19 protein-coding genes, 1 other RNA gene and 1 pseudogene are annotated in these 19,560 nt (G+C 56.0%); 9 read left to right on the forward strand and 12 right to left on the reverse strand.

What is annotated here, in order from left to right; translation table 11 throughout:
• Positions 1 to 83 precede the first annotated feature (83 nt).
• Complete coding sequence (gene dnaK, locus KEM63_RS14625) at positions 84 to 2,006, reverse strand: molecular chaperone DnaK (protein WP_223652921.1); 1,923 nt, start codon at positions 2,004 to 2,006, stop codon at positions 84 to 86.
• A gap of 86 nt (positions 2,007 to 2,092) precedes the next feature.
• Positions 2,093 to 2,674 carry a nucleotide exchange factor GrpE gene (gene grpE, locus KEM63_RS14630; RefSeq protein WP_223652922.1) on the reverse strand — a complete coding sequence of 194 codons (582 nt, stop codon included), beginning with the start codon at positions 2,672 to 2,674 and terminating at the stop codon, positions 2,093 to 2,095.
• Between the two features lie 188 nt (positions 2,675 to 2,862).
• Here grpE and recN point away from each other — a divergent pair, with 188 nt between their 5' ends.
• Entirely contained in the window at positions 2,863 to 4,530 is a 1,668-nt protein-coding gene (gene recN, locus KEM63_RS14635; protein ID WP_223652923.1) for a DNA repair protein RecN, read from the forward strand.
• 106 nt (positions 4,531 to 4,636) lie between these two features.
• Here the strand turns inward: recN and fur are convergent, their stop codons facing one another.
• On the reverse strand, positions 4,637 to 5,041 hold the full coding sequence (fur, locus tag KEM63_RS14640) for a ferric iron uptake transcriptional regulator (protein ID WP_223652924.1): 405 nt from the start codon (positions 5,039 to 5,041) through the stop codon (positions 4,637 to 4,639).
• A 94-nt stretch (positions 5,042 to 5,135) separates the two neighbouring features.
• On the opposite strand from fur, the pseudogene KEM63_RS14645 reads away from it, so the two are divergent.
• Positions 5,136 to 5,543 (forward strand): annotated as a pseudogene (locus tag KEM63_RS14645) (outer membrane protein assembly factor BamE); the annotation flags it as partial.
• Positions 5,544 to 5,614: 71 nt separating this feature from the next.
• Here KEM63_RS14645 and KEM63_RS14650 read toward each other — a convergent pair.
• Genes KEM63_RS14650 through KEM63_RS14660 form a run of 3 tightly spaced genes read right to left on the reverse strand, consistent with a single transcriptional unit; the run spans position 5,615 to position 7,770 of the window.
• Positions 5,615 to 5,935 carry an RnfH family protein gene (locus tag KEM63_RS14650; RefSeq protein WP_423747813.1) on the reverse strand — a complete coding sequence of 107 codons (321 nt, stop codon included), beginning with the start codon at positions 5,933 to 5,935 and terminating at the stop codon, positions 5,615 to 5,617.
• On the reverse strand, positions 5,925 to 6,362 hold the full coding sequence (locus tag KEM63_RS14655; protein WP_223655893.1) for a type II toxin-antitoxin system RatA family toxin: 438 nt from the start codon (positions 6,360 to 6,362) through the stop codon (positions 5,925 to 5,927). Before KEM63_RS14655 ends, KEM63_RS14650 begins: the two co-directional genes overlap by 11 nt.
• A 4-nt stretch (positions 6,363 to 6,366) precedes the next feature.
• Entirely contained in the window at positions 6,367 to 7,770 is a 1,404-nt protein-coding gene (locus KEM63_RS14660; protein ID WP_223652926.1) for a sodium-dependent transporter, read from the reverse strand.
• A gap of 112 nt (positions 7,771 to 7,882) precedes the next feature.
• On the opposite strand from KEM63_RS14660, the gene smpB reads away from it, so the two are divergent.
• From smpB to KEM63_RS14675, 3 genes are all read left to right on the forward strand, one after another.
• Positions 7,883 to 8,365, forward strand: coding sequence for an SsrA-binding protein SmpB (gene smpB, locus KEM63_RS14665; RefSeq protein ID WP_223652927.1), 483 nt, complete (start codon positions 7,883 to 7,885; stop codon positions 8,363 to 8,365).
• Between the two features lie 178 nt (positions 8,366 to 8,543).
• Positions 8,544 to 8,930, forward strand: a transfer-messenger RNA (tmRNA) gene (ssrA, locus tag KEM63_RS14670).
• Positions 8,931 to 9,115: 185 nt separating this feature from the next.
• Positions 9,116 to 10,372, forward strand: coding sequence for an integrase domain-containing protein (locus KEM63_RS14675; RefSeq protein WP_123889908.1), 1,257 nt, complete (start codon positions 9,116 to 9,118; stop codon positions 10,370 to 10,372).
• A gap of 186 nt (positions 10,373 to 10,558) precedes the next feature.
• Here the strand turns inward: KEM63_RS14675 and KEM63_RS14680 are convergent, their stop codons facing one another.
• From KEM63_RS14680 to KEM63_RS14695, 4 genes are all read right to left on the reverse strand, one after another.
• Positions 10,559 to 11,395 carry a TetR/AcrR family transcriptional regulator gene (locus KEM63_RS14680; RefSeq protein WP_158611310.1) on the reverse strand — a complete coding sequence of 279 codons (837 nt, stop codon included), beginning with the start codon at positions 11,393 to 11,395 and terminating at the stop codon, positions 10,559 to 10,561.
• A 100-nt stretch (positions 11,396 to 11,495) separates the two neighbouring features.
• Positions 11,496 to 11,975 carry a YqhA family protein gene (locus KEM63_RS14685; protein ID WP_223652929.1) on the reverse strand — a complete coding sequence of 160 codons (480 nt, stop codon included), beginning with the start codon at positions 11,973 to 11,975 and terminating at the stop codon, positions 11,496 to 11,498.
• Positions 11,976 to 12,678: 703 nt separating this feature from the next.
• The gene (locus tag KEM63_RS14690; protein ID WP_036991753.1) at positions 12,679 to 13,347 is read right to left on the reverse strand and encodes a hypothetical protein; all 669 of its coding nucleotides are present in this window, start codon (positions 13,345 to 13,347) and stop codon (positions 12,679 to 12,681) included.
• 14 nt (positions 13,348 to 13,361) lie between these two features.
• The gene (locus tag KEM63_RS14695) at positions 13,362 to 14,009 is read right to left on the reverse strand and encodes a HupE/UreJ family protein (protein WP_228744805.1); all 648 of its coding nucleotides are present in this window, start codon (positions 14,007 to 14,009) and stop codon (positions 13,362 to 13,364) included.
• A gap of 587 nt (positions 14,010 to 14,596) precedes the next feature.
• On the opposite strand from KEM63_RS14695, the gene KEM63_RS14700 reads away from it, so the two are divergent.
• The 3 genes from KEM63_RS14700 to KEM63_RS14710 are packed head-to-tail and all read left to right on the forward strand — an operon-like array spanning position 14,597 to position 16,197.
• A complete protein-coding gene (locus KEM63_RS14700) occupies positions 14,597 to 14,884 on the forward strand; it encodes a metal-sensing transcriptional repressor (protein WP_074778900.1) in 288 nt (95 codons plus the stop codon).
• A gap of 25 nt (positions 14,885 to 14,909) precedes the next feature.
• Positions 14,910 to 15,752 (forward strand): nickel/cobalt efflux transporter, encoded by an 843-nt coding sequence (locus KEM63_RS14705; protein ID WP_123891016.1) that lies wholly within the window; start codon positions 14,910 to 14,912, stop codon positions 15,750 to 15,752.
• The gene (locus KEM63_RS14710) at positions 15,745 to 16,197 is read left to right on the forward strand and encodes a YqaA family protein (RefSeq protein ID WP_036991748.1); all 453 of its coding nucleotides are present in this window, start codon (positions 15,745 to 15,747) and stop codon (positions 16,195 to 16,197) included. Before KEM63_RS14705 ends, KEM63_RS14710 begins: the two co-directional genes overlap by 8 nt.
• A gap of 181 nt (positions 16,198 to 16,378) precedes the next feature.
• On the opposite strand, the gene chrA is transcribed toward KEM63_RS14710, so the two are convergent.
• Positions 16,379 to 17,755 carry a chromate efflux transporter gene (gene chrA / locus KEM63_RS14715; RefSeq protein WP_123891017.1) on the reverse strand — a complete coding sequence of 459 codons (1,377 nt, stop codon included), beginning with the start codon at positions 17,753 to 17,755 and terminating at the stop codon, positions 16,379 to 16,381.
• Between the two features lie 75 nt (positions 17,756 to 17,830).
• Between chrA and KEM63_RS14720 the strand changes: the two genes are divergently transcribed.
• A complete protein-coding gene (locus tag KEM63_RS14720) occupies positions 17,831 to 18,802 on the forward strand; it encodes a chromate resistance protein ChrB domain-containing protein (protein ID WP_123891018.1) in 972 nt (323 codons plus the stop codon).
• 393 nt (positions 18,803 to 19,195) lie between these two features.
• Here the strand turns inward: KEM63_RS14720 and KEM63_RS14725 are convergent, their stop codons facing one another.
• On the reverse strand, positions 19,196 to 19,528 hold the full coding sequence (locus tag KEM63_RS14725) for a hypothetical protein (protein WP_123891019.1): 333 nt from the start codon (positions 19,526 to 19,528) through the stop codon (positions 19,196 to 19,198).
• Positions 19,529 to 19,560: the final 32 nt, after the last annotated feature.

Below are 19,560 nucleotides of genomic sequence, written 5' to 3' on the forward strand. Positions count from 1 at the left end.
TTGGGGGCTCGGGGCACAAACGACGACGCGGGATTAGCTCCCGCGTCGCCTGCAGTCAACTGCCGCCGCCCACTCCCAAGGACTTACTTCTTGTTGTCCTTGACCTCTTCGAACTCGGCGTCGACCACATCATCAGCGCCGTCCTGACCAGCGTCGCCACCAGCCTCTGCGCCCTGGGCGGCCTGCGCCTGCTCGGCATACATCTTCTGCACGAGCGGACCGGATGCCTCGGACAGTGCGTTGATCTTCGCTTCGATCTCAGCCTTGTCATCGCCCTTGATCGCCTGCTCGAGGTCCGCCAGAGCGGATTCGATCGCGCTCTTCTCTGCGTCGGTTGCCTTGTCGCCCGCTTCCTTGAGCGTCTTGCGCGTGGCGTGCACCAGCTGGTCGCCCTGGTTGCGGGTGGTTACCAGCTCTTCGAAACGACGGTCTTCCTCCGCGTTCGCTTCGGCATCACGCACCATCTTCTCGATTTCATCGTCGGACAGACCAGAAGACGCCTTGATCACGATCGACTGCTGCTTGCCGGTCGCCTTGTCCTTGGCCGATACGTTGAGGATACCGTTGGCATCGATATCGAAGCTCACTTCGATCTGCGGCACGCCGCGCGGCGCCGGCGGAATGTCGGCCAGATCGAAACGGCCCAGCGACTTGTTCTGCCCGGCCTGCTTGCGCTCGCCCTGCAGCACGTGAATGGTCACTGCAGTCTGGTTATCGTCGGCCGTGGAGAACACCTGAGACTTCTTGGTCGGGATAGTGGTGTTCTTCTCGATCAGCGTGGTCATCACACCGCCCATGGTTTCGATACCCAGCGACAGCGGCGTCACATCCAGAAGCAGCACATCCTTCACGTCACCGGCCAGCACCGCGCCCTGAATGGCAGCACCCACGGCAACGGCTTCGTCCGGATTAACGTCCTTGCGTGGCTCCTTGCCGAAAAACTCGGCGACGGTGCGCTGCACCAGCGGCATACGCGTCTGCCCACCGACCAGAATGACCTCATCGATCTCGGATACGTCGAGACCTGCATCCTTCATCGCTACACGGCACGGCTCAATACTGCGCTTCACCAGCTCCTCTACCAGAGACTCCAGCTTGGCGCGGGTCACCTTGACGTTCAGGTGTTTCGGACCGGAGGCATCTGCGGTGATGTACGGCAGGTTCACATCGGTCTGGTTGCTCGAAGACAACTCGATCTTGGCCTTCTCGGCCGCTTCCTTCAGACGCTGCAATGCTAGCGGATCGTTATGCAGGTCGACGCCATTTTCCTTTTTGAACTCATCCGCCAGATAGTCGATCAGGCGCATGTCAAAGTCTTCCCCGCCGAGGAAGGTATCGCCGTTGGTGGCCAGTACTTCGAACTGATGCTCTCCATCGACCTCGGCAATCTCGATCACCGACACGTCGAAGGTACCGCCGCCAAGGTCATACACGACGATGGTCGAGTCGCCACGCGACTTGTCCATGCCATAGGCCAGGGCGGCCGCCGTCGGCTCGTTGATGATGCGCTTGACGTCGAGACCAGCGATACGCCCGGCATCCTTGGTCGCCTGACGCTGGCTGTCGTTGAAATACGCCGGGACAGTGATGACCGCTTCGGTGACTGGCTCGCCAAGGTAATCTTCAGCGGTTTTCTTCATCTTCTTCAGCACTTCCGCAGAGACCTGCGGCGGCGCCATCTTCTCGCCCTTGACTTCAACCCAGGCGTCACCGTTGTCAGCCTTGATGATCTTGTAAGGCACGAGCTTGATGTCCTTCTGGACGACATCTTCCTCGAACCGGCGACCGATCAGACGCTTGACCGCGTTGAGGGTGTTCTGCGGATTGGTCACCGACTGACGCTTGGCCGACTGGCCGACCAGCGTCTCGCCGTCTTTGGTGTAAGCGACGATGGACGGAGTAGTGCGAGCGCCTTCAGCGTTCTCGATCACCTTTGCCGTGCCGTTTTCCATGATAGCGACGCAGGAGTTGGTAGTCCCCAGGTCAATACCGATAATCTTGCCCATCTATATATCTCCGAATCTGCTGGCCGCGCACGTCGGCGACCAAGTTAACTGTCGATGAACCCTAGATTGGGTCGACCGGATCGATTTCAAGCCTTCTCGTCGATCGAAGGCGATTCCGGTCGGTCGCTGGCGGGCGTGCTGACCACGACCATCGCCGGACGCAGCAGGCGGCCACTGAGCGTATAACCCTTCTGGAACACGCGAATGACGGTATTCGGCTCGACGTTGTCGCGCTCTTCCATAGCCATTGCCTGATGCAACTCAGGATCGAAGGGCTCGCCATGGGGGTCGACGGCAACGATCTGGAATCGCGCCAGCGTGTCGGTGAACATTTTCAGCGTCAGCTCCATGCCTTCGCGCATCGGCTTGATCGCCGGGTCATTGGCATCGGACAACTCCATGCCGCGCTCAAGGCTGTCGAGCAGCGGCAACAGCTCGGTGGCGAAGCGCTCCAGGCCGAACTTGTGCGCCTTTTCGATTTCCTGCTCCGCTCGGCGGCGCGCATTCTGTACGTCTGCTGCAGCGCGCAGAGCCTGATCCTGCGCGGTCGCCAGTTGTTCTTCCAGCGCGGACACGCGAGCGGCCAGGTCATCGGCAGGAGTATTGTTCTGTTCCGGGTTGAGTACCGGCTCCTGATCGTTCAGCTCCTGTTTCTGTTCGTCCGCCATGCAAATCTCCTGTCAAATCGAGTAAAGGCTTTTAACACCACGTCGGGTTCAGCCCGAAGGCTGCAGTGCTCCTGTATATGGGGTCGTTCCGTGCAGCTTCAAGGGCTGACCGAGCCGATCGGGAGCACTTGAACTGCTCGAACCGAGTACTGTATAAATAACCAGACCAACGTCATCGAGGGCCTGTCATGCTTGTGCATCTCGCGGTAAACAATTATGCGATTGTCGACCACCTCGAACTCGAGCTGGGCGGCGGCATGACGGCGGTGACCGGAGAAACCGGCGCCGGGAAATCCATCATGCTGGACGCTCTCGCCCTTACGCTGGGCGATCGCGCAGACAGCGGCGCAGTGCGCCCCGGTGCTGACAAGGCCGACCTTCTGGCCACCTTCGACATTTCCGATATCCCCGAGGCGCGCCAGTGGCTGGAGGAGCGCGACCTGTCCAGTGATGACCAGGTGATCCTGCGTCGCGTGGTTACCGCTGAAGGTCGTTCGCGGGGCTACATCAATGGCAGCCCCTGCCCGCAACAGGATCTTAAGGCGCTGGGTGAAATGCTGATCGACATCCATAGTCAGCATGAACATCAATCGCTGCTCAAGCCCGATACGCAGCGGCGGATGCTCGACGCGTTCGCTGGTGCGGGCGAACTGGCCCGCCAGGTGCAGCTCGCGGCGCAACGCTGCCGCCAGACTGAGCAGGCGCTGCACCAGGCCAGCCAGGAAGGAGAGGAATTTACCTCCAGAGTACAGCTGCTGACGTACCAGCTTGAAGAACTGGATAACCTGAGCCTGCAAGACGGCGAGCTCGAACAGCTGGAAGACGACCAGCGCCAGCTGGCCAATGCCGAGCACATAACCCACTCCTGCCAGCAGGTCATCAACCTCTGCAGCGAAAACGACAGCGGTAGCGTACTGCAGGCGCTCACCGCAAGCCTGCAGCGACTCGGCAACCTGAACACGCACAACCGCAATCTGGATGAGGCCAACAGCCTGCTGGCCAGCGCGCAGATTCAGGTCGAAGAAGCCGTCGGAGAACTCACCCGCTACCTGGACCATTTTGAAGCGGACCCCGAGCGGCAGCAGCAGATCGAGGAGCGTCTCGGCGTCATATACGATCTGGCCCGCAAGCACCGCATCAATCCTGATGAGCTGCCGGCGCTTCAGCAACGGCTGATCGACGAACTGGAAAACCTGCAACAGCAGGGTGCAGACGCAGAAAAGCTCGCAGAAGAACTGGAAGCCTATCAAAAGCACTACCGCGAGCTCGCAGCACAATTGTCGGAACAGCGCCAGAAAGCCGCAGTCCGGCTGGCTGCAGCGGTCACCGGAGAGGTTCAACAGCTGGGCATGCCCGGCGGAGCGGTAAGCGTGCAGCTCACCTCGAACAAACCTGAAAGCTACGCGCCCACCGGCTTGGAGACGGTGGAGTTTCTGGTCAGCGCCAACCCCGGGCAGCCAGCCAAGCCGCTTGCCAAGGTGGCTTCAGGCGGCGAACTGTCGCGTATCAGCCTGGGGATTCAGGTGGTCACTGCTCAGACATCTCGCGTACCGACCTTGGTATTCGACGAGGTGGACGTGGGTATAGGCGGGCCGACTGCAGAGATCGTGGGCCGATTATTGCGCCAGCTGGGGGCGCGTGGACAGGTGTTGACCGTCACGCACCTGCCGCAGGTTGCAGCGCAGGGGCACCAGCATCTGTTCGTGCGCAAGGAGCAAAGCAAGACTTCGACGCGCACCCGGATCGATCAGCTGGATGAAGCCGGTCGGGTCCAGGAAGTAGCCAGGATGCTCGGCGGTATAGACCTGACGGAGGAGTCGCTTGCTCACGCGCGCAAGCTGATATCCGCAACCTGATGGCAGCCCGCGCCGCGTCATGGGCGATACGGCGCGCACTATTTCAAATCGTGTGGTGAACCAGTGAGCCAGCACGCCGGCGAGACGTGCCCTGGTGTTCGAGGGCTCAGCTTTTGCGTTTGACGTAAAGCACGAGGTTGTGGTCGACGAGCTCGTAGCCGTGCTCCTTGACGATTTCACGCTGACGTCGTTCGATCTCGGGATCGAAAAACTCGATCACCTCGCCGCTGTCCAGACACACCATGTGGTCATGATGGTCGCCGTCTGCCAGCTCGAACACCGCATGGCCGCCATCAAAATTATGCCGCACCACCAGGCCTGCGGACTCGAACTGGGTAAGAACCCGGTACACGGTCGCCAGTCCAACATCTTCGCCTGCTTCCATCAGCGCCTTGTAGACGTCTTCGGCGCTCATGTGACGGTCTTCGGAACTGTCCAGCATCTGCAGGATCTTGACGCGTGGTAACGTCACCTTCAGACCGGCCTTTCTAAGTTCTTGATTCTCTACCATTGCTAGTTTCTCGTTCAGCGCTTCGCAGGGCTGGATCTGTCGGGTATGATTCAGGGCCATTCAGCCAATTCACGATAGTGGATGTTACCACGCGATGCCAAACAGTCTGAACCGAATCCTCTGTATCCTCCTGTGTCTCGCCACCGCCACGCTGGCTGGCTGCGGCTTTCCCGGCGTCTACAGGATTGATGTTCAGCAGGGCAATGTCGTTACCCAGGACATGGTCGACCAGCTACGCCCGGGAATGACCACCCGACAGGTCCGCTTCATCATGGGTACCCCGCTGATTCAGGATACATTCGCTCCCGACCGCTGGGATTATCTGTATAGCCTGCGTGCCGGTCATGAGCCGCGCCAGCAGGAGCGCATCACCCTGTGGTTTGAAAATGATCGGCTTGCGCGCCTGGCCGGTGATTTCGTGCCGGGCACCAGCCGCGACGAAGCGATCATGGGTGAGCGACGGGATGAGCCGACCGAGGACAACGCTCCGCAAAGCTACCCCGTCGATCTCGGCGCCCCGCTCGGCACGGGCGAGTAACCTCATCCTGCTGCAGCGGCCTCGGCCGCTGCAGTTCATTCGGCAGTATCCTTTCCTGCTCTGGCCTTGGCTGCCGCACGTTGCTTGCGCACTTCCTTCGGATCGGCGATTAGTGGCCGATATATCTCCACCCGCTCCCCGGCATTGATCGTTCGCTCGCCAGGCTTGGGTACGGCCTTGCCGAATATGCCCATAGCGCTGGCATCGATATCAATCTCGGGAAAGTGCTCCCATATCCTCGAAAGACGCACCGCCTCCAGAACACTGGTACCTTCAGGCACCACCAGACTGATGATCTTCTGCTTCTGTGGCAGCGCGTACGCTACTTCCACTGCGATTGAGTGATCAGCCACCATACAGCTCCTTGGCGCGCTGCGAGAACGCATCCACCAGTGTGTTGGCGGCATGATTGAACAGCGGCCCGAGCGTCGCGCGGATGATCGGACCGGAATATTCGAACTGCAGATCAAGAATGATCTTGCACGCCTGGGCACTGAGTGGCTGGAAGTCCCAGGTGCCCTGCAGATCGCTGAAGGGGCCGTCCTCCAGTCGCATGTTGATCTGACGGCCGGCAACGAGCGTGTTGCGCGTTGTAAATGATTGCTTCAAGCCTGCCTTTGCGACCGTGAGACGTGCGCGCATGAACGCGTCGCTTTCCTCAAGAACCTGGGTTTCCGAGCACCAGGGAAGGAACTCGGGGTACTGCTCGACCCGGTTGACCAGGTCATACATCTGCTCTGCAGTGTACGGCAGCAATGCCGAGCGTTGGATATGCGTCATGATGATTTCACTTGAACAGTTCGGTTACGAAAACAATGGCGACACCTGCGGGCGCCACGTAGCGTAGCAGGCAGAGTAGCACCGGAAACAGCTGCGGATGCTGCAATGAAAGCTCTTCACGCAACGCATCGCGGCTCAGCACCCAGCCCGCAAACAGACAGAAAGCCAATCCACCCAGCGGGAGCAGAATTCGGCTGGTCAGGTAGTCGATGCTTTCGAAGAAGGTTTTTCCACCGGCATCAGTCCAGGCGAAAAGCCGCCAGCCAGACTCGTCAGCAACCATGAAACGGGCTTCTGCCAGAACGTTGAACGATAACACCGTCCCCATCCCCACCAGCCAGCACAGGATAGCTATTGCCGCGGTAACGGCTACACGGGATCGACCAGAGCGTTCTACTCCGTAGGCCACGGCCGGTTCAAGCATCGAGATGGCGGAACTCCAGGCGGCAACGGCTACCAGCATGAAGAACAGCAATCCGAAAACCTGCCCCATGGCGATATTGCCGAACGCGATAGGCAGCGTCACGAACATGAGCCCAGGGCCGGCACTCGGCTCCAGCCCGGCGGCGAACACGACAGGAAACAGCGCGAGGCCAGCGGTTAGCGCTACCAGCGTATCCAGCAGAGCGACCGTCATCACCGTACCGGCAATGGATGACTCGCGCGGCATGTAAGCGCCGAATACCATGATCGACCCGACCCCGACGCTCAGCGTGAAGAACGCATGCCCCATTGCGGCAAGAATTCCCGCAGGCACCTCGGCAAGATCGAAGTGGAACAGAAACCGTACCCCCTCCATGAAGTGACCGGTCGACAGGCTGTATCCGAACAGCGCGACCAGCAGCACGAAGAGCATCGGCATCATGATACGCAGTGCCTTCTCCAGCCCCGCCACCACGCCGCGAGCAATGATAATCGCTGTGACCAGCATGAACAGGCTGTGCCAGCCGGCGAGCCGCCAGGGGTCGTCTGTCAGCGTCGCAAAACGGGTCGCCGCCCCTTCGCCGCTGATGCCGGTGAAGCTGCCCTGACCCATGCCTATTATGTAGTCCAGGGCCCAGCCCGCTACCACGCTATAGAACGAGAGAATCAGTAATGCCGCGATCATGCCCATGACAGCAGCCCAGGCCCAGCGAGGCGAGGCCTTCGCCGTATACGCGAGGCTGCGAAGCGAATTGATCGGGCTCTGCCGCCCACGGCGGCCCAGCACGGTCTCGGCGAGCATGATTGGTGCGCCGACCAGCGCGATGCACAGCAGATACACCGCCACGAACGCGCCGCCGCCATACACCCCGGCCATGTAGGGAAATTTCCAGATATTTCCCAGACCGACCGCGGACCCCGTCGCCGCCAGGATGAATACCCAGCGACTCGCCCAGACTCCGTGAATCGACTGTTTCTGATCTGCCATGGCGGCTCGACTCTCGCAAAAGCCCGGCATTCTCCCGTCTTTGGCCGGGCGCCTCAAGGGGCATTGCCACGGCGATAGCGGAACCGGCGGACGCCCCCTATAATACGCCGCCATGAGCAAACCAAAGAATCAGCAGGCCAACAGCGGCACGATCGCGCTGAACAAGAAGGCCAAACACGAGTATTTCATCGAAACTCGCTTTGAAGCGGGAATCGCCCTGACCGGCTGGGAAGTAAAGAGCCTGCGCGAGGGGAAAGCCCAGCTGACAGACAGCTACATTCTCCTCAAGAACGGCGAGGCGTTCCTTCTGGGCGGCCATATTACGCCGCTGAAAACGGCCAGCACCCATGTGATTGCCGACCCGACGCGCACGCGTAAACTGTTGCTCAAGGCGCGAGAACTGGAAAAGCTGATTGCCGCAGTTGAACAAAAGGGTTTCAGCTGCGTGCCACTCGCGCTGTACTGGAAGAATCACCTGGTCAAATGCGAGATAGCACTGGTACGCGGCAAGAAGGATTTCGACAAGCGAGATACGGAAAAGAACCGCGACTGGGACAGGGAAAAGCAGCGCATCGTTCGCGAAGCCAACCGCTGATCGGGAACTCCCTCGTCCAAGGCTGTCCAAATAAGTGAATGGGAATCTACTCCTGCCCATTCGATTGAGGCTTTAAGCTGCTTTGTATACCCCGTGCTGCGGGGTATTTTTTAACCACCACTAGGTGCCACACCGAGTATTCGCTATACTGGTCGCCGTGGTACAGCACGATGGTTTTGGGGCCGATTAGGATTCGACGACGGTTACAAAGCTTGAAGGGCATGCCGAGTTGGTGACAGAACTCGTAAATCCACTGTTGCAAAACCTATAATTGCCAATGATGACAATTACGGTGCCCAACTAGCTGCGTAAGCAGCCTAGTCGCACTTCTGGTAGCTTCGGCTCCAGCAATCATTAGAGGATGTCTGTAAACTCGAAATGATTGTCATATAGAACAGAATCGCCGCTTAGTACGTTGTGGACGACGCGGTTAAACATCACACAACTCGCTCCAAGCACCCTGCCACTCGGGCGGCGCGGAGTTAACTCAGTAGAGATGGCTAAGCATGTAGAACTGATAGTGGCGGACTGGCGGACGGGGGTTCAAATCCCCCCGGCTCCACCAAATATACATCTAAAGACGTCCCCGGACGTCTTTTTTTGTGCCTGATGCATATGCAAATCAATAACTTACGCTCCATTAGCGTCCATAGACGTCCACCAGCAGCCAGCACTTCTGGTATTCCAAATGGTATTCCAAGCATTCACATGGTATTTTTGGAATACCAAAGACGCCGCTGGAATACCAAAATGTCAGGCAAAGCCATACGTCTCACCGAAGCCAAGGTGAAGAATGCCGTCCCCGCAAAGACGGATTACGTCTTAGGTGATGGCGACGGCCTTCAAATGCGAGTGAGAAGCAATGGCTCTAAGCTCTGGAATTTCAACTACTACCACCCGGTGACCAAAAAGCGTCTCAACATGGGACTTGGAACCTATCCCGAAATCACACTCTCACAGGCTCGCAAGCTCACCATCGATGCAAGACAGCTGATTTCTCAGGGAACCGATCCTAAGGAACAGCGAGATAACACCCGCCAGCAGCAAAAAGCTGCCAGCGAGCACACCTTGAGAAAAGTTGCCGAAGCCTGGTTTGATCTGAAGAAAACAGACGTCACACCAGCCTATGCCGAAGACATTTGGCGGTCACTGACGCTGCATGTCTTCCCGGATCTTGGAGATACCCAGGTATCTAGCATTACAGCGCCGAAAGTCATCGAGCTTCTTCGCCCCATTGAAGCTAAAGGCAGTTTGGAAACAGTGAAGCGCCTTTCTCAGCGGCTGAACGAAATCATGACCTATGCAGTCAATTCAGGCCTTGTACTCGCCAATCCACTCAGCGGCATAAGAGCCGTCTTCAAAAAGCCTAAGAAACAGAACATGGCATCCTTAAGTCCTGACGAGCTTCCTGAGCTTATGATCGCCATCTCCAATGCCAGCATCAAACGTACTACCCGCGCCTTGATCGAATGGCAACTACACACAATGACCAGACCCGTTGAAGCAGCCACAACGCGATGGGCCGATATCGACTTCGAAAAGCAAATCTGGACCATCCCTGCTGAACGAATGAAAAAGCGCCGCCCACATATAGTGCCATTGACTGATCATGGATTGGCAATCCTTGAAGCTGTTAAGCCTTATAGTGGACACAGGGAGTTCGTTTTCCCTGCGGATCGAAATCCGCGTACCCATTGCAACAGCCAGACCGCTAACATGGCCCTTAAGCGCATGGGCTTTGCTGGCCGACTGGTCAGTCACGGCATGCGCTCTATTGCTAGCACCGTTCTCAATGAGCATGGATTTGACCCTGAACTGATTGAAGTAGCCCTGGCGCACGTAGACAAAAACGAAGTCAGAAGCGCCTACAACCGTGCTGACTACATTGAACGTCGCCGGCCAATGATGGAGTGGTGGAGCAAGCATATTGATCAGGCCGCCACTGGAAGCCTTTCTGTCGCATCTGTTAACCCAGAAAATGCGAGAAAGGTTGTACCCATTCGATAAAGAAATGGCTGCTTTCGGCCAGAAGCGGCCATTAATCATGATCTTCTCCGCTGAACTATTCCACTCGACCCCATTCTCGAACTGCTTATCGAGTAAATGCAAAGCTGGAACACTGCAGTGAGGTATGCAGGAAGGATCTGCGTTCGTGCGGATAGACTTGTTGGCGCCACGTCTCTGCGCTGGGATTCAAGTGGAGCCGGCGATCGCTGTCAGCAACCTGAGTATTGCCGGACGCAGAACCGTGGACTCGAAATCCTTTCGTTGTAGCGCTAATTGACCGATAACATGGCCATTGATTGTATTGGTGAGTAGGGCCGCGTCGGCATTGGGGTCGGAGGATCCGAGATTGGCCAGGATGCGGTGAATAATCCGCGCGTAGGCCCTCCCCCAGTCGCGCAGAACCGGCCGTAGTTCCGGGTAGCGAGCGGCGGCTAGGTGTAATTCGATGATAGTGATCCCCATACTGCGATCTTCGATCATCTGCTGGGTGGAGTGGCGTGCAATGATCTCGGCAAGCGATTGCGGATCGCCTGGAACAGATTCGAATTGTTCGAGCACACCGGCCAGCGCTTCGATATTACGGTTCGCGACCAACACCATCGCTTCCCGGATCAACTCTTCGCGCGTACCGAAGTAGTACGCAACCGAACCATGACTAGCCTTGGCTTCGGCAACTACTGTTCTGAACGTCGCGATACCCACGGCCTCGCCTGACTTCATGGCCAAGAGCGCAAACGCCTTGGGTTGTTCGGAGAAGAAAGCTTCCTCAATGTCAGCTTCCGTAGATTGAAGCGAATTCAAACACCCATCGAATTCCGCTTTTCCTCGAACAAGGTCGAGTATCGCAGGAACGTCCGCTTTTTCTGCCTTCCTGATTTCAATAATAAGAGTACCCTCTCTATGGATGCGCATAACGCCGCCAACACGCGCAGCTTTGTAGTGAAGGCGAAGCCGCAACCGAAATGGTGTCGCTATGCTTGGATTGGTTAGTGGCAGACGCCCGTGACGTTGGCTCTTGCCCAAAGCAGGCTCCCATGAAGCGTTGGCCGCCTACATTCTCTGCGGAGTGGTTGCCTCTCTAGTTCAGGCAACCAGCAGGTGACGTCTAACCGCGTGCTGTGCATCAGTCTTTCATATTCTTCCACGCGAATACCGAGGCCAAAATAATGATACCGATGGCAGCACCAAAGTATAACGTAGCGATCGTAGCGCCAATCTCTACCGCCTGCTCAAGGAACAGAACCACCAGTATCACAGCAGCCACTTGGCTTACTGTTATCTTCAAATCATGGAAGCTCTTAATGCCCAGAGGGTTTTGGGATTCTCTGTCATCATCAGACACCGGACGGATGAACAGACGATACAGGCTAACCGCCATGATCTGAAAAGTAATAGCGATCAGCAGGAGATCCAACAGCTTCAGGAGGCGAACCGCGAGGCTCTTGCCGTCGTCAGCAGAGACAGGTATATCACGTACTACATCCAGTGCGGTATTCCAGGTTATGTTAACCGAGGCACCATACAAGAGCAAAGATGACACCGCACAGATAACGACTGCCACCCACACCATAAACCGACTACTTCTGAAAACTTTCTCGATCATAATTTCTCCGGGCCGCGTCACAACGTCAGTTACAGACTCACAATTTTCTCTTAGTCGGTTTCACCGGACCATCTACTATCTCGTTAATCAACCTCTAGATTGTGCTTTCTACGGCGTTAGCCGAACACTGGAGCTGTCGGATTACTGCTGGATTACTTCAAACGTTCGTGACCCTGACATGACCTGGAGAAAAGCCACTAACAGTGATTAGACCGCATGCGTGACTAACTCGCAGCCTAACATTTCGCTCGAAATAATGATTCTTCTCTTGTAGATCAGTGTGTTATGAATCTTTCGCTCCCTTCTACTACGACGTTATATCGAACGCGATATAAGTCCATTAAATCCGAATGCGGCATAATTCCGGGCTTCACAGCAGGTCGCCATAGGTGGGAGGAATGAATGCTTGTGTCAAATAAGCAAGGCATTCATGCAGCCGAAAATGGGACTGCGCGTGAGCAGTTGCTTCCATAATGCTTTTTCTACTGTTGATTGCCAACAGTTTGATGGCAATTTGTAGCCGCTTCTGGCCGATAGCCGCCCGTCACAACAGGCAGGTATCGGCCAAAAGCGGACAACAGTCCAAGAGGTGTGAAGGAAGGTTTCAATATCTACCAGAAGCACACGTTTATGGTCCCCACACCAAGCCAGCCTCAATTCGAGACTGGCCTGGGCGTGACGGCACCTAATCAGGTCTTCCGCTTCACATCGCCCGCTTTAACTCACCGTAGTTGCCACGAGTGCGAAGCACCAACGTGACATCCTCATTATTCCGGTTACGGAAAAACCAGCCATGGTTCCCCGTGAACGCGGCCGTCAAATCGCCTTCATCCTCCGTAACGCCACGGCCCTTCTCATAAGAGATAGACTGGCCACCGCCATCACCGTGGGTGTCGAAGTTGACGGGGCCGCCTTCTGATACCCAATGAAAGCTGGCAATCGCACCTTGTTCCATAGTCAGCTTGTACTCAGTGCCTTCGCCAGGGGTCAGCACTACGCGGACCTCATCCTGCCATTCCGGCTGCGCTGGAGCAGGCGTTGCGACAATTGGCTCTGCCTGTGGCTCAGGGTCAGCAACTGTCTGTTGAACCGGGGCCGTCGGCTCTGGTGAGAGCTCTTCAGCAGCGGAAGGCACCGCCGTCAACTGCGCGGCTTCATCAGCAGCGGCTTCATCGGCAAGTTGCTGTTTGATCTCGCCCATCTCAGTCAAACCCAACAAACGGCCTACACCCGTCGGGTCAATCGCGTATTCGGCTGGCATGACGACGGTCACCAGAAGCACCAATGCAACGATGGCGGAGATGATGGTAGAGCGAATCAGTTTTGCGCTACTGGGTAGTTCAGCGCGTGAGGGCATATCGGTGTTGTACATAAATGTCTCCAGAATCAAGCAATAAAGTAGCCAGTGAGCTGATAGCCAATAAGCAGAAATCCCGCGCCCATCATGGCTACGTTGGCGGTGTAGGCATGACGGAAGAAGCCGTCAGTCTTACGCCAGAAGTTCATTGCAATCAGGATCATGGCCAAAGCAATTAGCTGGCCCATTTCCACGCCGACGTTGAACGCAAACAGGTTTGGGACCAGCCCATCCGGTGAGATGTCGTATTCGATAATCTTCGACGACAGGCCAAAGCCGTGAAACAAACCAAAGATCAAGGTGGCGGCTTTGGTGTTGGGTTGAAAGCCAAACCAGCGTTGGTAAGCGCCCAGGTTATCCAGCGCCTTGTACACCACAGAAAGGCCGATGATCGCGTCAATGATGTAGCTGTTGATACCGATATTGAAGTACACGCCCAGCAGCATGGTGAGCGAGTGTCCAACAGCAAACAGGCTTACATAAATAGCGATATGCTGCATGCGGTAGAGGAAGAAAATCACCCCCAGCAGAAACAGCAGATGATCATAGCCGGTGACCATGTGCTTGGCCCCGAGGTACATGAAGGCTATGAGGTTCACGCCAGTGATTTCCTGAATGTAGCCCTTGTCGCCTTCGGCGACAGCGTGGGCAAATGCGTCAGGCATACCTATAAACATCAGCGCGGTGAACAGTAAAAACAGTAATAGCGGGCGATTCGAGCCTACAGGGAATCTGCCCGAATCGCTTCCTGGAAAAGAATGCATTATTTAGTCCTGAATGACGGTGGTTAAAAGTCGCGAGGCGGCGTTGTCAGCACACCAGATCAGGACGGGGAGGCCGCTTGACTAAAAAGATCGGTGCCGCAGGCACAAAACTGCCGGCGTCACGCAGAAGCGCCGCACTCTTCGATTGAGCGCTTAGGCCCAGAGGCATATTCAGGTGCGGCGTTTCGTGCACGTGATCGGCAGTCAGCGATGAATGGAAGTGATCCGCACAGATTGTGCAGGTGGGAGCGTCGTTACCGTGCGAATGCGCGTGAGCGGGCGGGCTGGCGCCATTCACTAATGCCGAGCTATGCCCGACCCATGCCATCAATATGACGAGAGCGAGGGCAAATATCACCTTGGTGCTGATGGGCTTGCTGGGCATATCTAGAGGGTCCGGTGCCTGGGGCTCGTGAGTCTTGCTGATTCGACGGATTGACCGTATCCCCTCCAGGGGGATAGGATGCGAGCATAATCCATCCCGACATGAGACTCAATACATGAGCGAAAACGCAGAGGGGCACCAGCACTCAAGCCATGGCGATATCGTCAAAAGATTGAAGCGGGCAGAGGGTCACCTACGTAGCATCATCACCATGATTGAAAGCAGCCGCCCCTGTGTCGATATTGCACAACAGTTGCACGCGGTAGAAAAGGCAGTCTGCCAAGCCAAGCGAACACTTATTCAGGACCATATTGACCACTGTCTGGAGCACACGGTAGAGGCGCTTTCCGGGGGTGAACGTGCACCACTGGAAGATTTCAAGCAAATCACCAAATACCTCTAAGACTTTTCCCAGCAGGGTTTCTTCCATGTCGAGTTTCGCCGAACTACTGCAGCAGGGGGCCTCCCAGGCGTGGTTGTATTTTCCCACCGCCATTTTATTAGGCGCTCTGCACGGCCTGGAGCCTGGACACTCCAAAACCATGATGGCGGCGTTTATCGTGGCGATTCGCGGCACAGTAAAACAGGCCGTTCTGCTTGGTTTCGCAGCGACGCTTTCTCACACGGCGGTGGTCTGGTTAGTGGCCATGTTTGGCATGTATCTGGGGCAGAATCTCGACGCTGACACTACCGAGCCCTACTTCCAGCTTGCCAGCGCCGCCATCATTATTCTCATCGCCCTGTGGATGCTGGGGCGCACCTGGCAGGGCGAGCAAACATGGCAGCTCGAGGCGGCTAGTGCACATCAGCATCACCATGAACATGAACATGCCCATAACCATGATCATGATCATGTCAAAGCTGGAGGGCTTGAGCTGTCGCTGGAAGGTTATCAGGATGCCCACGAACGAGCGCATGCCCAGGATATTCGCACGCGTTTCAGCAATGGCAATGTCAGCACCGGCCAGATCATTCTGTTCGGGCTGACTGGGGGTTTGATCCCCTGTCCGGCGGCGATTACTGTGTTGCTGCTCTGTCTGCAGGTGAAGGAAGTCACGCTGGGAGCGGTACTGGTGTTGTGCTTCAGTATTGGTTTGGCAATCACGCTGGTCACCGTCGGCGCCGCTGCCGCCATCGGCGCACGGCAGGCATCCAATCGTTGGCCTTGGCTCAGCACGGTGGCACGCCGCGCCCCTTATTTTTCCAGCGTACTGATTATCGGGGTGGGTATATATATCGGCATTCACGGCTGGACCGGGCTCAATGCCTGACGCGTGGCTGGAGCTTTCCGGCTATCTTGGACTTTTCCTTGCGGCATTCGGTGCCGCCACGCTACTGCCGATGCAGTCAGAAGCGGTGCTGGTCGGGCTGTTGCTGACAGACCGTTACGCTGCCTGGGCATTATTGACGGTCGCAACCACTGGCAATGTGCTTGGCTCCGCCGTCAACTGGTTGCTGGGCCGCTCTATAGAGCGCTATCGACAAAAACGCTGGTTTCCAGTCAGCGAGCGCAAACTGGAAAAAGCCCAGCAGGCTTACCATCGTTTTGGCCGCTGGTCGTTACTGCTCAGTTGGGTGCCAATTATTGGCGACCCACTGACCGTGGTCGCCGGCGTTATGCGCGAACCTTTCTGGAGCTTTCTGTTGATCGTCACACTGGCCAAGACTGCCCGCTACCTGCTGCTGGCAGCCGTCACGCTAGGATGGTTTATTTGAGCTCAAGGGGGCTTTTGACAGCCGAGCTTAAGCCTTGAACGTCGACGAACTAAAGGCGCGGCCATATTCAGTCGTCGTTCTCAAACTGCGTAATGACTTGGCGGTCTTAGTTTTCTTCTGCATGGAATCTGACCTGGAGTTAATGTTCATCTGCATCTGACGTCAATAGCGCGACCGCTGGCTAAAAAACCACAAGAGAAGCTAAAACACCAAGAATCGCACACCCTGCCAGCACTTTGATCATGCCGACTTTGAAATGAAAAATCGCGACCATGGCGCCTACAGCCAGTAGCAACGACAGTACATCCAGGGATTCTAGGTTTGGCGTTAACACACGCGCTCCCATAAAGCGCCATTCGCCTACTTCAGCGAAAATAACGTGAAACCCAAACCAGATTGCTAAGTTCAGGATAACCCCGACTACCGCAGCGGTAATGGCTGACAGCGCGGAGCTCAGTGCGCGATTATCGCGTAGACGCTCCACATACGGAGCCCCTAAAAATATCCAAAGGAAACAAGGAACGAAAGTAACCCAGGTCGTCAGCAGCGCAGCCAGCGTCGCTGCTACCAAGGGATCAAGGCCTGTGGCCTCGCGATAAGCACCCATGAACCCGACAAACTGCACCACTTGAATTAACGGGCCCGGGGTCGTCTCCGCCATGCCGAGGCCATCGAGCATTTCGCCCGGTGCCAACCATCCATAATTTTGCACCGCCTCTTGGGTTATGTATCCCAACACCGCGTATGCACCCCCAAAGGTCACCACCGCCATCTTGCTGAAAAAGAGAGCAATCTGGCTGAATACATTCTCGCTACCAAACATTGCCAACAGGAGCACGACCGGCGTTAACCACAACAGCAGTAGGGTGGCTGACATGCGTAGCGACCACTGGCGATTGGGGTTTGCATGTGCAGGGAGTCCTTCCCCGAGTATGGAGTCTCGGTCGCTAAGAACTGACTCGTCAGCACTTCCATGGCCACCGCTCACTTCAAAGGCAGTCATGCCGCGCTTCCCGCCCCAATAACCTAGAAGAGCTGCGGTTAAAATAATGAGTGGAAACCCCACCTTAAAAAGGAAGATGGCGACAAAAGCCGCAGAGGCGATGCCAAGCATTATCCAATTCTTCAGAGCTCGCTTGCCTATACGTACAACTGCGTTAAGCACCACTGCCAGTACCGCCGCTTTCAAGCCAAAGAAGAGCCCTTCAACAGCTCCAACATTGCCCAGGACTGCATACAGATAGCTCAGTGCTAGAATGGCGATAAAACCCGGTAGCACGAAGAGACTGCCCGCGACCAAGCCACCTTTGGTGCGATGCATTAGCCAGCCGATATAAATAGCCAACTGCTGCGCTTCTGGCCCCGGTAGCATCATGCAGTAGTTGAGCGCGTGGAGAAAACGGCGCTCGCCAATCCATTTTTTTTCTTCGACAAGGATGCGGTGCATCACTGCTATTTGACCGGCTGGGCCGCCGAAGCTCAATAATGCAATTCGTAACCAGACCCTGACGGCCTCACGAAACGGTACCTGATGGGACGATTCAATGTTTGGGGGCATGGCGCACTCTTTAATAATGGCGGGATTTTTGTAGAATGTATAACGTTATTGTAATGAATACAACGAGAGGGCGTTATGGCTGATCACATGCAACACTGGTTAATATTGATCATGCGCCTCAGCGGGCGGGCGGGAACGCCTCGCATGAGGATTTGGCGCGCTCTTCGTAGCTTAGGTGTGGCGGTACTCAGAGATGGCGTTTACTTGCTGCCTGCCAGCTCCTCCCGCAGAGAGGCCCTGGAGCAGCAGGCCAGCGAAATCAAGATGCTGGGAGGTGACGCGCTGCTGATTGAGTTAGAGGAGTCAGCCATAGATGGCATTGATGATTTGCCTTCGCTCTTTGATCGAGCGGCAGATTTTCAAGCCTTAAGAACAGCGGTGGTTGACTGGCAGCAGGCATGCCCTCAGTTGGAGGAGCGAGAAGCACAGCGTCAATTGACCCAGCTACAGAGACGTTTGCAAAGCATTATGGAGATCGATTTCTTTCCACGCGCAGAAAGTGAGCACGCCGTCACAGCCATGGCAGATGCGGAGAACGTCTTTAATCGTTGCTTTGTGCCTGACGAGCCGCAGCCGAACCAGGCCGAGATCCCACTGCTTGATCGCTCTGCATTTATCGGAAGATGCTGGGCCACGCGGCGCCGCCCCTGGGTGGATCGGCTAGCATCGGCTTGGTTGATCCAGCGCTTTATTGATCCCGAGGCTCGCTTCGTGTGGCTGGAACACCCAAACCAGTGCCCGCCAGATGCGCTAGGGTATGATTTTGATGGAGCCAACTTCACCCATGTTGATGACAAGGTCACCTTTGAAGTGCTGCTGAGGAGTTTCAGTCTTGAGACTCAACTGGGTTTAAGCAAGATTGGGGAGCTAGTTCACTACCTGGATGTGGGAGGCCCCCCCGTTCCAGAGGCAGTAGGGTTAAAACTCATGCTGCTCGGGGCCAAGGAACGTTGTGATGATGATGATGATGCGCTCCTGCAACATACCAACATGCTGTTTGACGACCTTTATCAGGCGTATTTGACAGGAGACCCGTACCGGGAATGAGCGTCGCGCAGACAAAATGCGTTACCGGCCTCCCTGGCATAGTAACTATAAATGAACTTAGCTGTTGATCCCCATCGGAATAGAGACTATCGAGAATGCGAATGAGGGCTTGCTCACACAGCTGCTCTCTACTTTCCATGGCAGCCCCCTAGCAAAAATAACTCCAGCCCCGTGAGTCTGTTGTTTTGCAGCCATTTGTGTAGTCGCATACCTTTCTTGCTTCCTTCAAGAGTTTCCGAGCAGATATAAAGACAGAGATAATCGGGGCAGACCACCGTATTGATACTCGGAGGGCTGCTCTTGGCCGAAAGTCGTCTGTCGCAACAGGCTTGAATCGGCCAATAAAGTACCCTCAATGTGTCGCGCGCCCCCACCGACCTCAGGATCAAAGCTTTACCGGCTTGCTAACGCTCTGATGGCTCTCTTTGCGGAAAACTCCTGCTCGCTCCCGTTGTTAAATTTGACGACGAAGCCCTGCGTCGTCCCGCCCTTGGGTCCAACTCCACGCGAGATGTTTCGCGTATAAAATGCAATTGGCGACGCTGGTAGGGGCCAATCGGTGTACTCGCAGTATTTGACGTAAAGTTCGCATAGCAGGTCGAAATCCGCAGAGTCTTTTATATCACCCCCAATGGCCAAATACTTATCCCGAATGCCGTAGAAAAATTGTTCTGCTTCCATTTGTGATTTAAAGCTGTGGTCGAGAACTTTTAGTGGGTTGGGCATTGCGCCTCCTTCATCAATGAATTTTGCGGCCG

It is taken from the genome of Halopseudomonas nanhaiensis, assembly GCF_020025155.1.
GTDB lineage: Bacteria > Pseudomonadota > Gammaproteobacteria > Pseudomonadales > Pseudomonadaceae > Halopseudomonas > Halopseudomonas nanhaiensis.

Excerpts from the sequence above, each read along its gene's own strand:
- KEM63_RS14675 (WP_123889908.1), top strand. The coding sequence starts at position 9,116 with ATGTCAGGCAAAGCCATACGTCTCACCGAAGCCAAGGTGAAGAATGCC.
- KEM63_RS14660 (WP_223652926.1), bottom strand. The coding sequence starts at position 7,770 with ATGGCAGATCAGAAACAGTCGATTCACGGAGTCTGGGCGAGTCGCTGG.
- KEM63_RS14720 (WP_123891018.1), top strand. The coding sequence starts at position 17,831 with ATGGCTGATCACATGCAACACTGGTTAATATTGATCATGCGCCTCAGC.
- KEM63_RS14700 (WP_074778900.1), top strand. The coding sequence starts at position 14,597 with ATGAGCGAAAACGCAGAGGGGCACCAGCACTCAAGCCATGGCGATATC.
- KEM63_RS14650 (WP_423747813.1), bottom strand. The coding sequence starts at position 5,935 with ATGGTGGCTGATCACTCAATCGCAGTGGAAGTAGCGTACGCGCTGCCA.
- grpE (WP_223652922.1), bottom strand. The coding sequence starts at position 2,674 with ATGGCGGACGAACAGAAACAGGAGCTGAACGATCAGGAGCCGGTACTC.
- recN (WP_223652923.1), top strand. The coding sequence starts at position 2,863 with ATGCTTGTGCATCTCGCGGTAAACAATTATGCGATTGTCGACCACCTC.
- smpB (WP_223652927.1), top strand. The coding sequence starts at position 7,883 with ATGAGCAAACCAAAGAATCAGCAGGCCAACAGCGGCACGATCGCGCTG.
- KEM63_RS14710 (WP_036991748.1), top strand. The coding sequence starts at position 15,745 with ATGCCTGACGCGTGGCTGGAGCTTTCCGGCTATCTTGGACTTTTCCTT.
- chrA (WP_123891017.1), bottom strand. The coding sequence starts at position 17,755 with ATGCCCCCAAACATTGAATCGTCCCATCAGGTACCGTTTCGTGAGGCC.
- KEM63_RS14705 (WP_123891016.1), top strand. The coding sequence starts at position 14,910 with ATGTCGAGTTTCGCCGAACTACTGCAGCAGGGGGCCTCCCAGGCGTGG.
- KEM63_RS14725 (WP_123891019.1), bottom strand. The coding sequence starts at position 19,528 with ATGCCCAACCCACTAAAAGTTCTCGACCACAGCTTTAAATCACAAATG.
- dnaK (WP_223652921.1), bottom strand. The coding sequence starts at position 2,006 with ATGGGCAAGATTATCGGTATTGACCTGGGGACTACCAACTCCTGCGTC.
- KEM63_RS14695 (WP_228744805.1), bottom strand. The coding sequence starts at position 14,009 with ATGTTTATAGGTATGCCTGACGCATTTGCCCACGCTGTCGCCGAAGGC.
- KEM63_RS14690 (WP_036991753.1), bottom strand. The coding sequence starts at position 13,347 with ATGTACAACACCGATATGCCCTCACGCGCTGAACTACCCAGTAGCGCA.
- KEM63_RS14685 (WP_223652929.1), bottom strand. The coding sequence starts at position 11,975 with ATGATCGAGAAAGTTTTCAGAAGTAGTCGGTTTATGGTGTGGGTGGCA.
- fur (WP_223652924.1), bottom strand. The coding sequence starts at position 5,041 with ATGGTAGAGAATCAAGAACTTAGAAAGGCCGGTCTGAAGGTGACGTTA.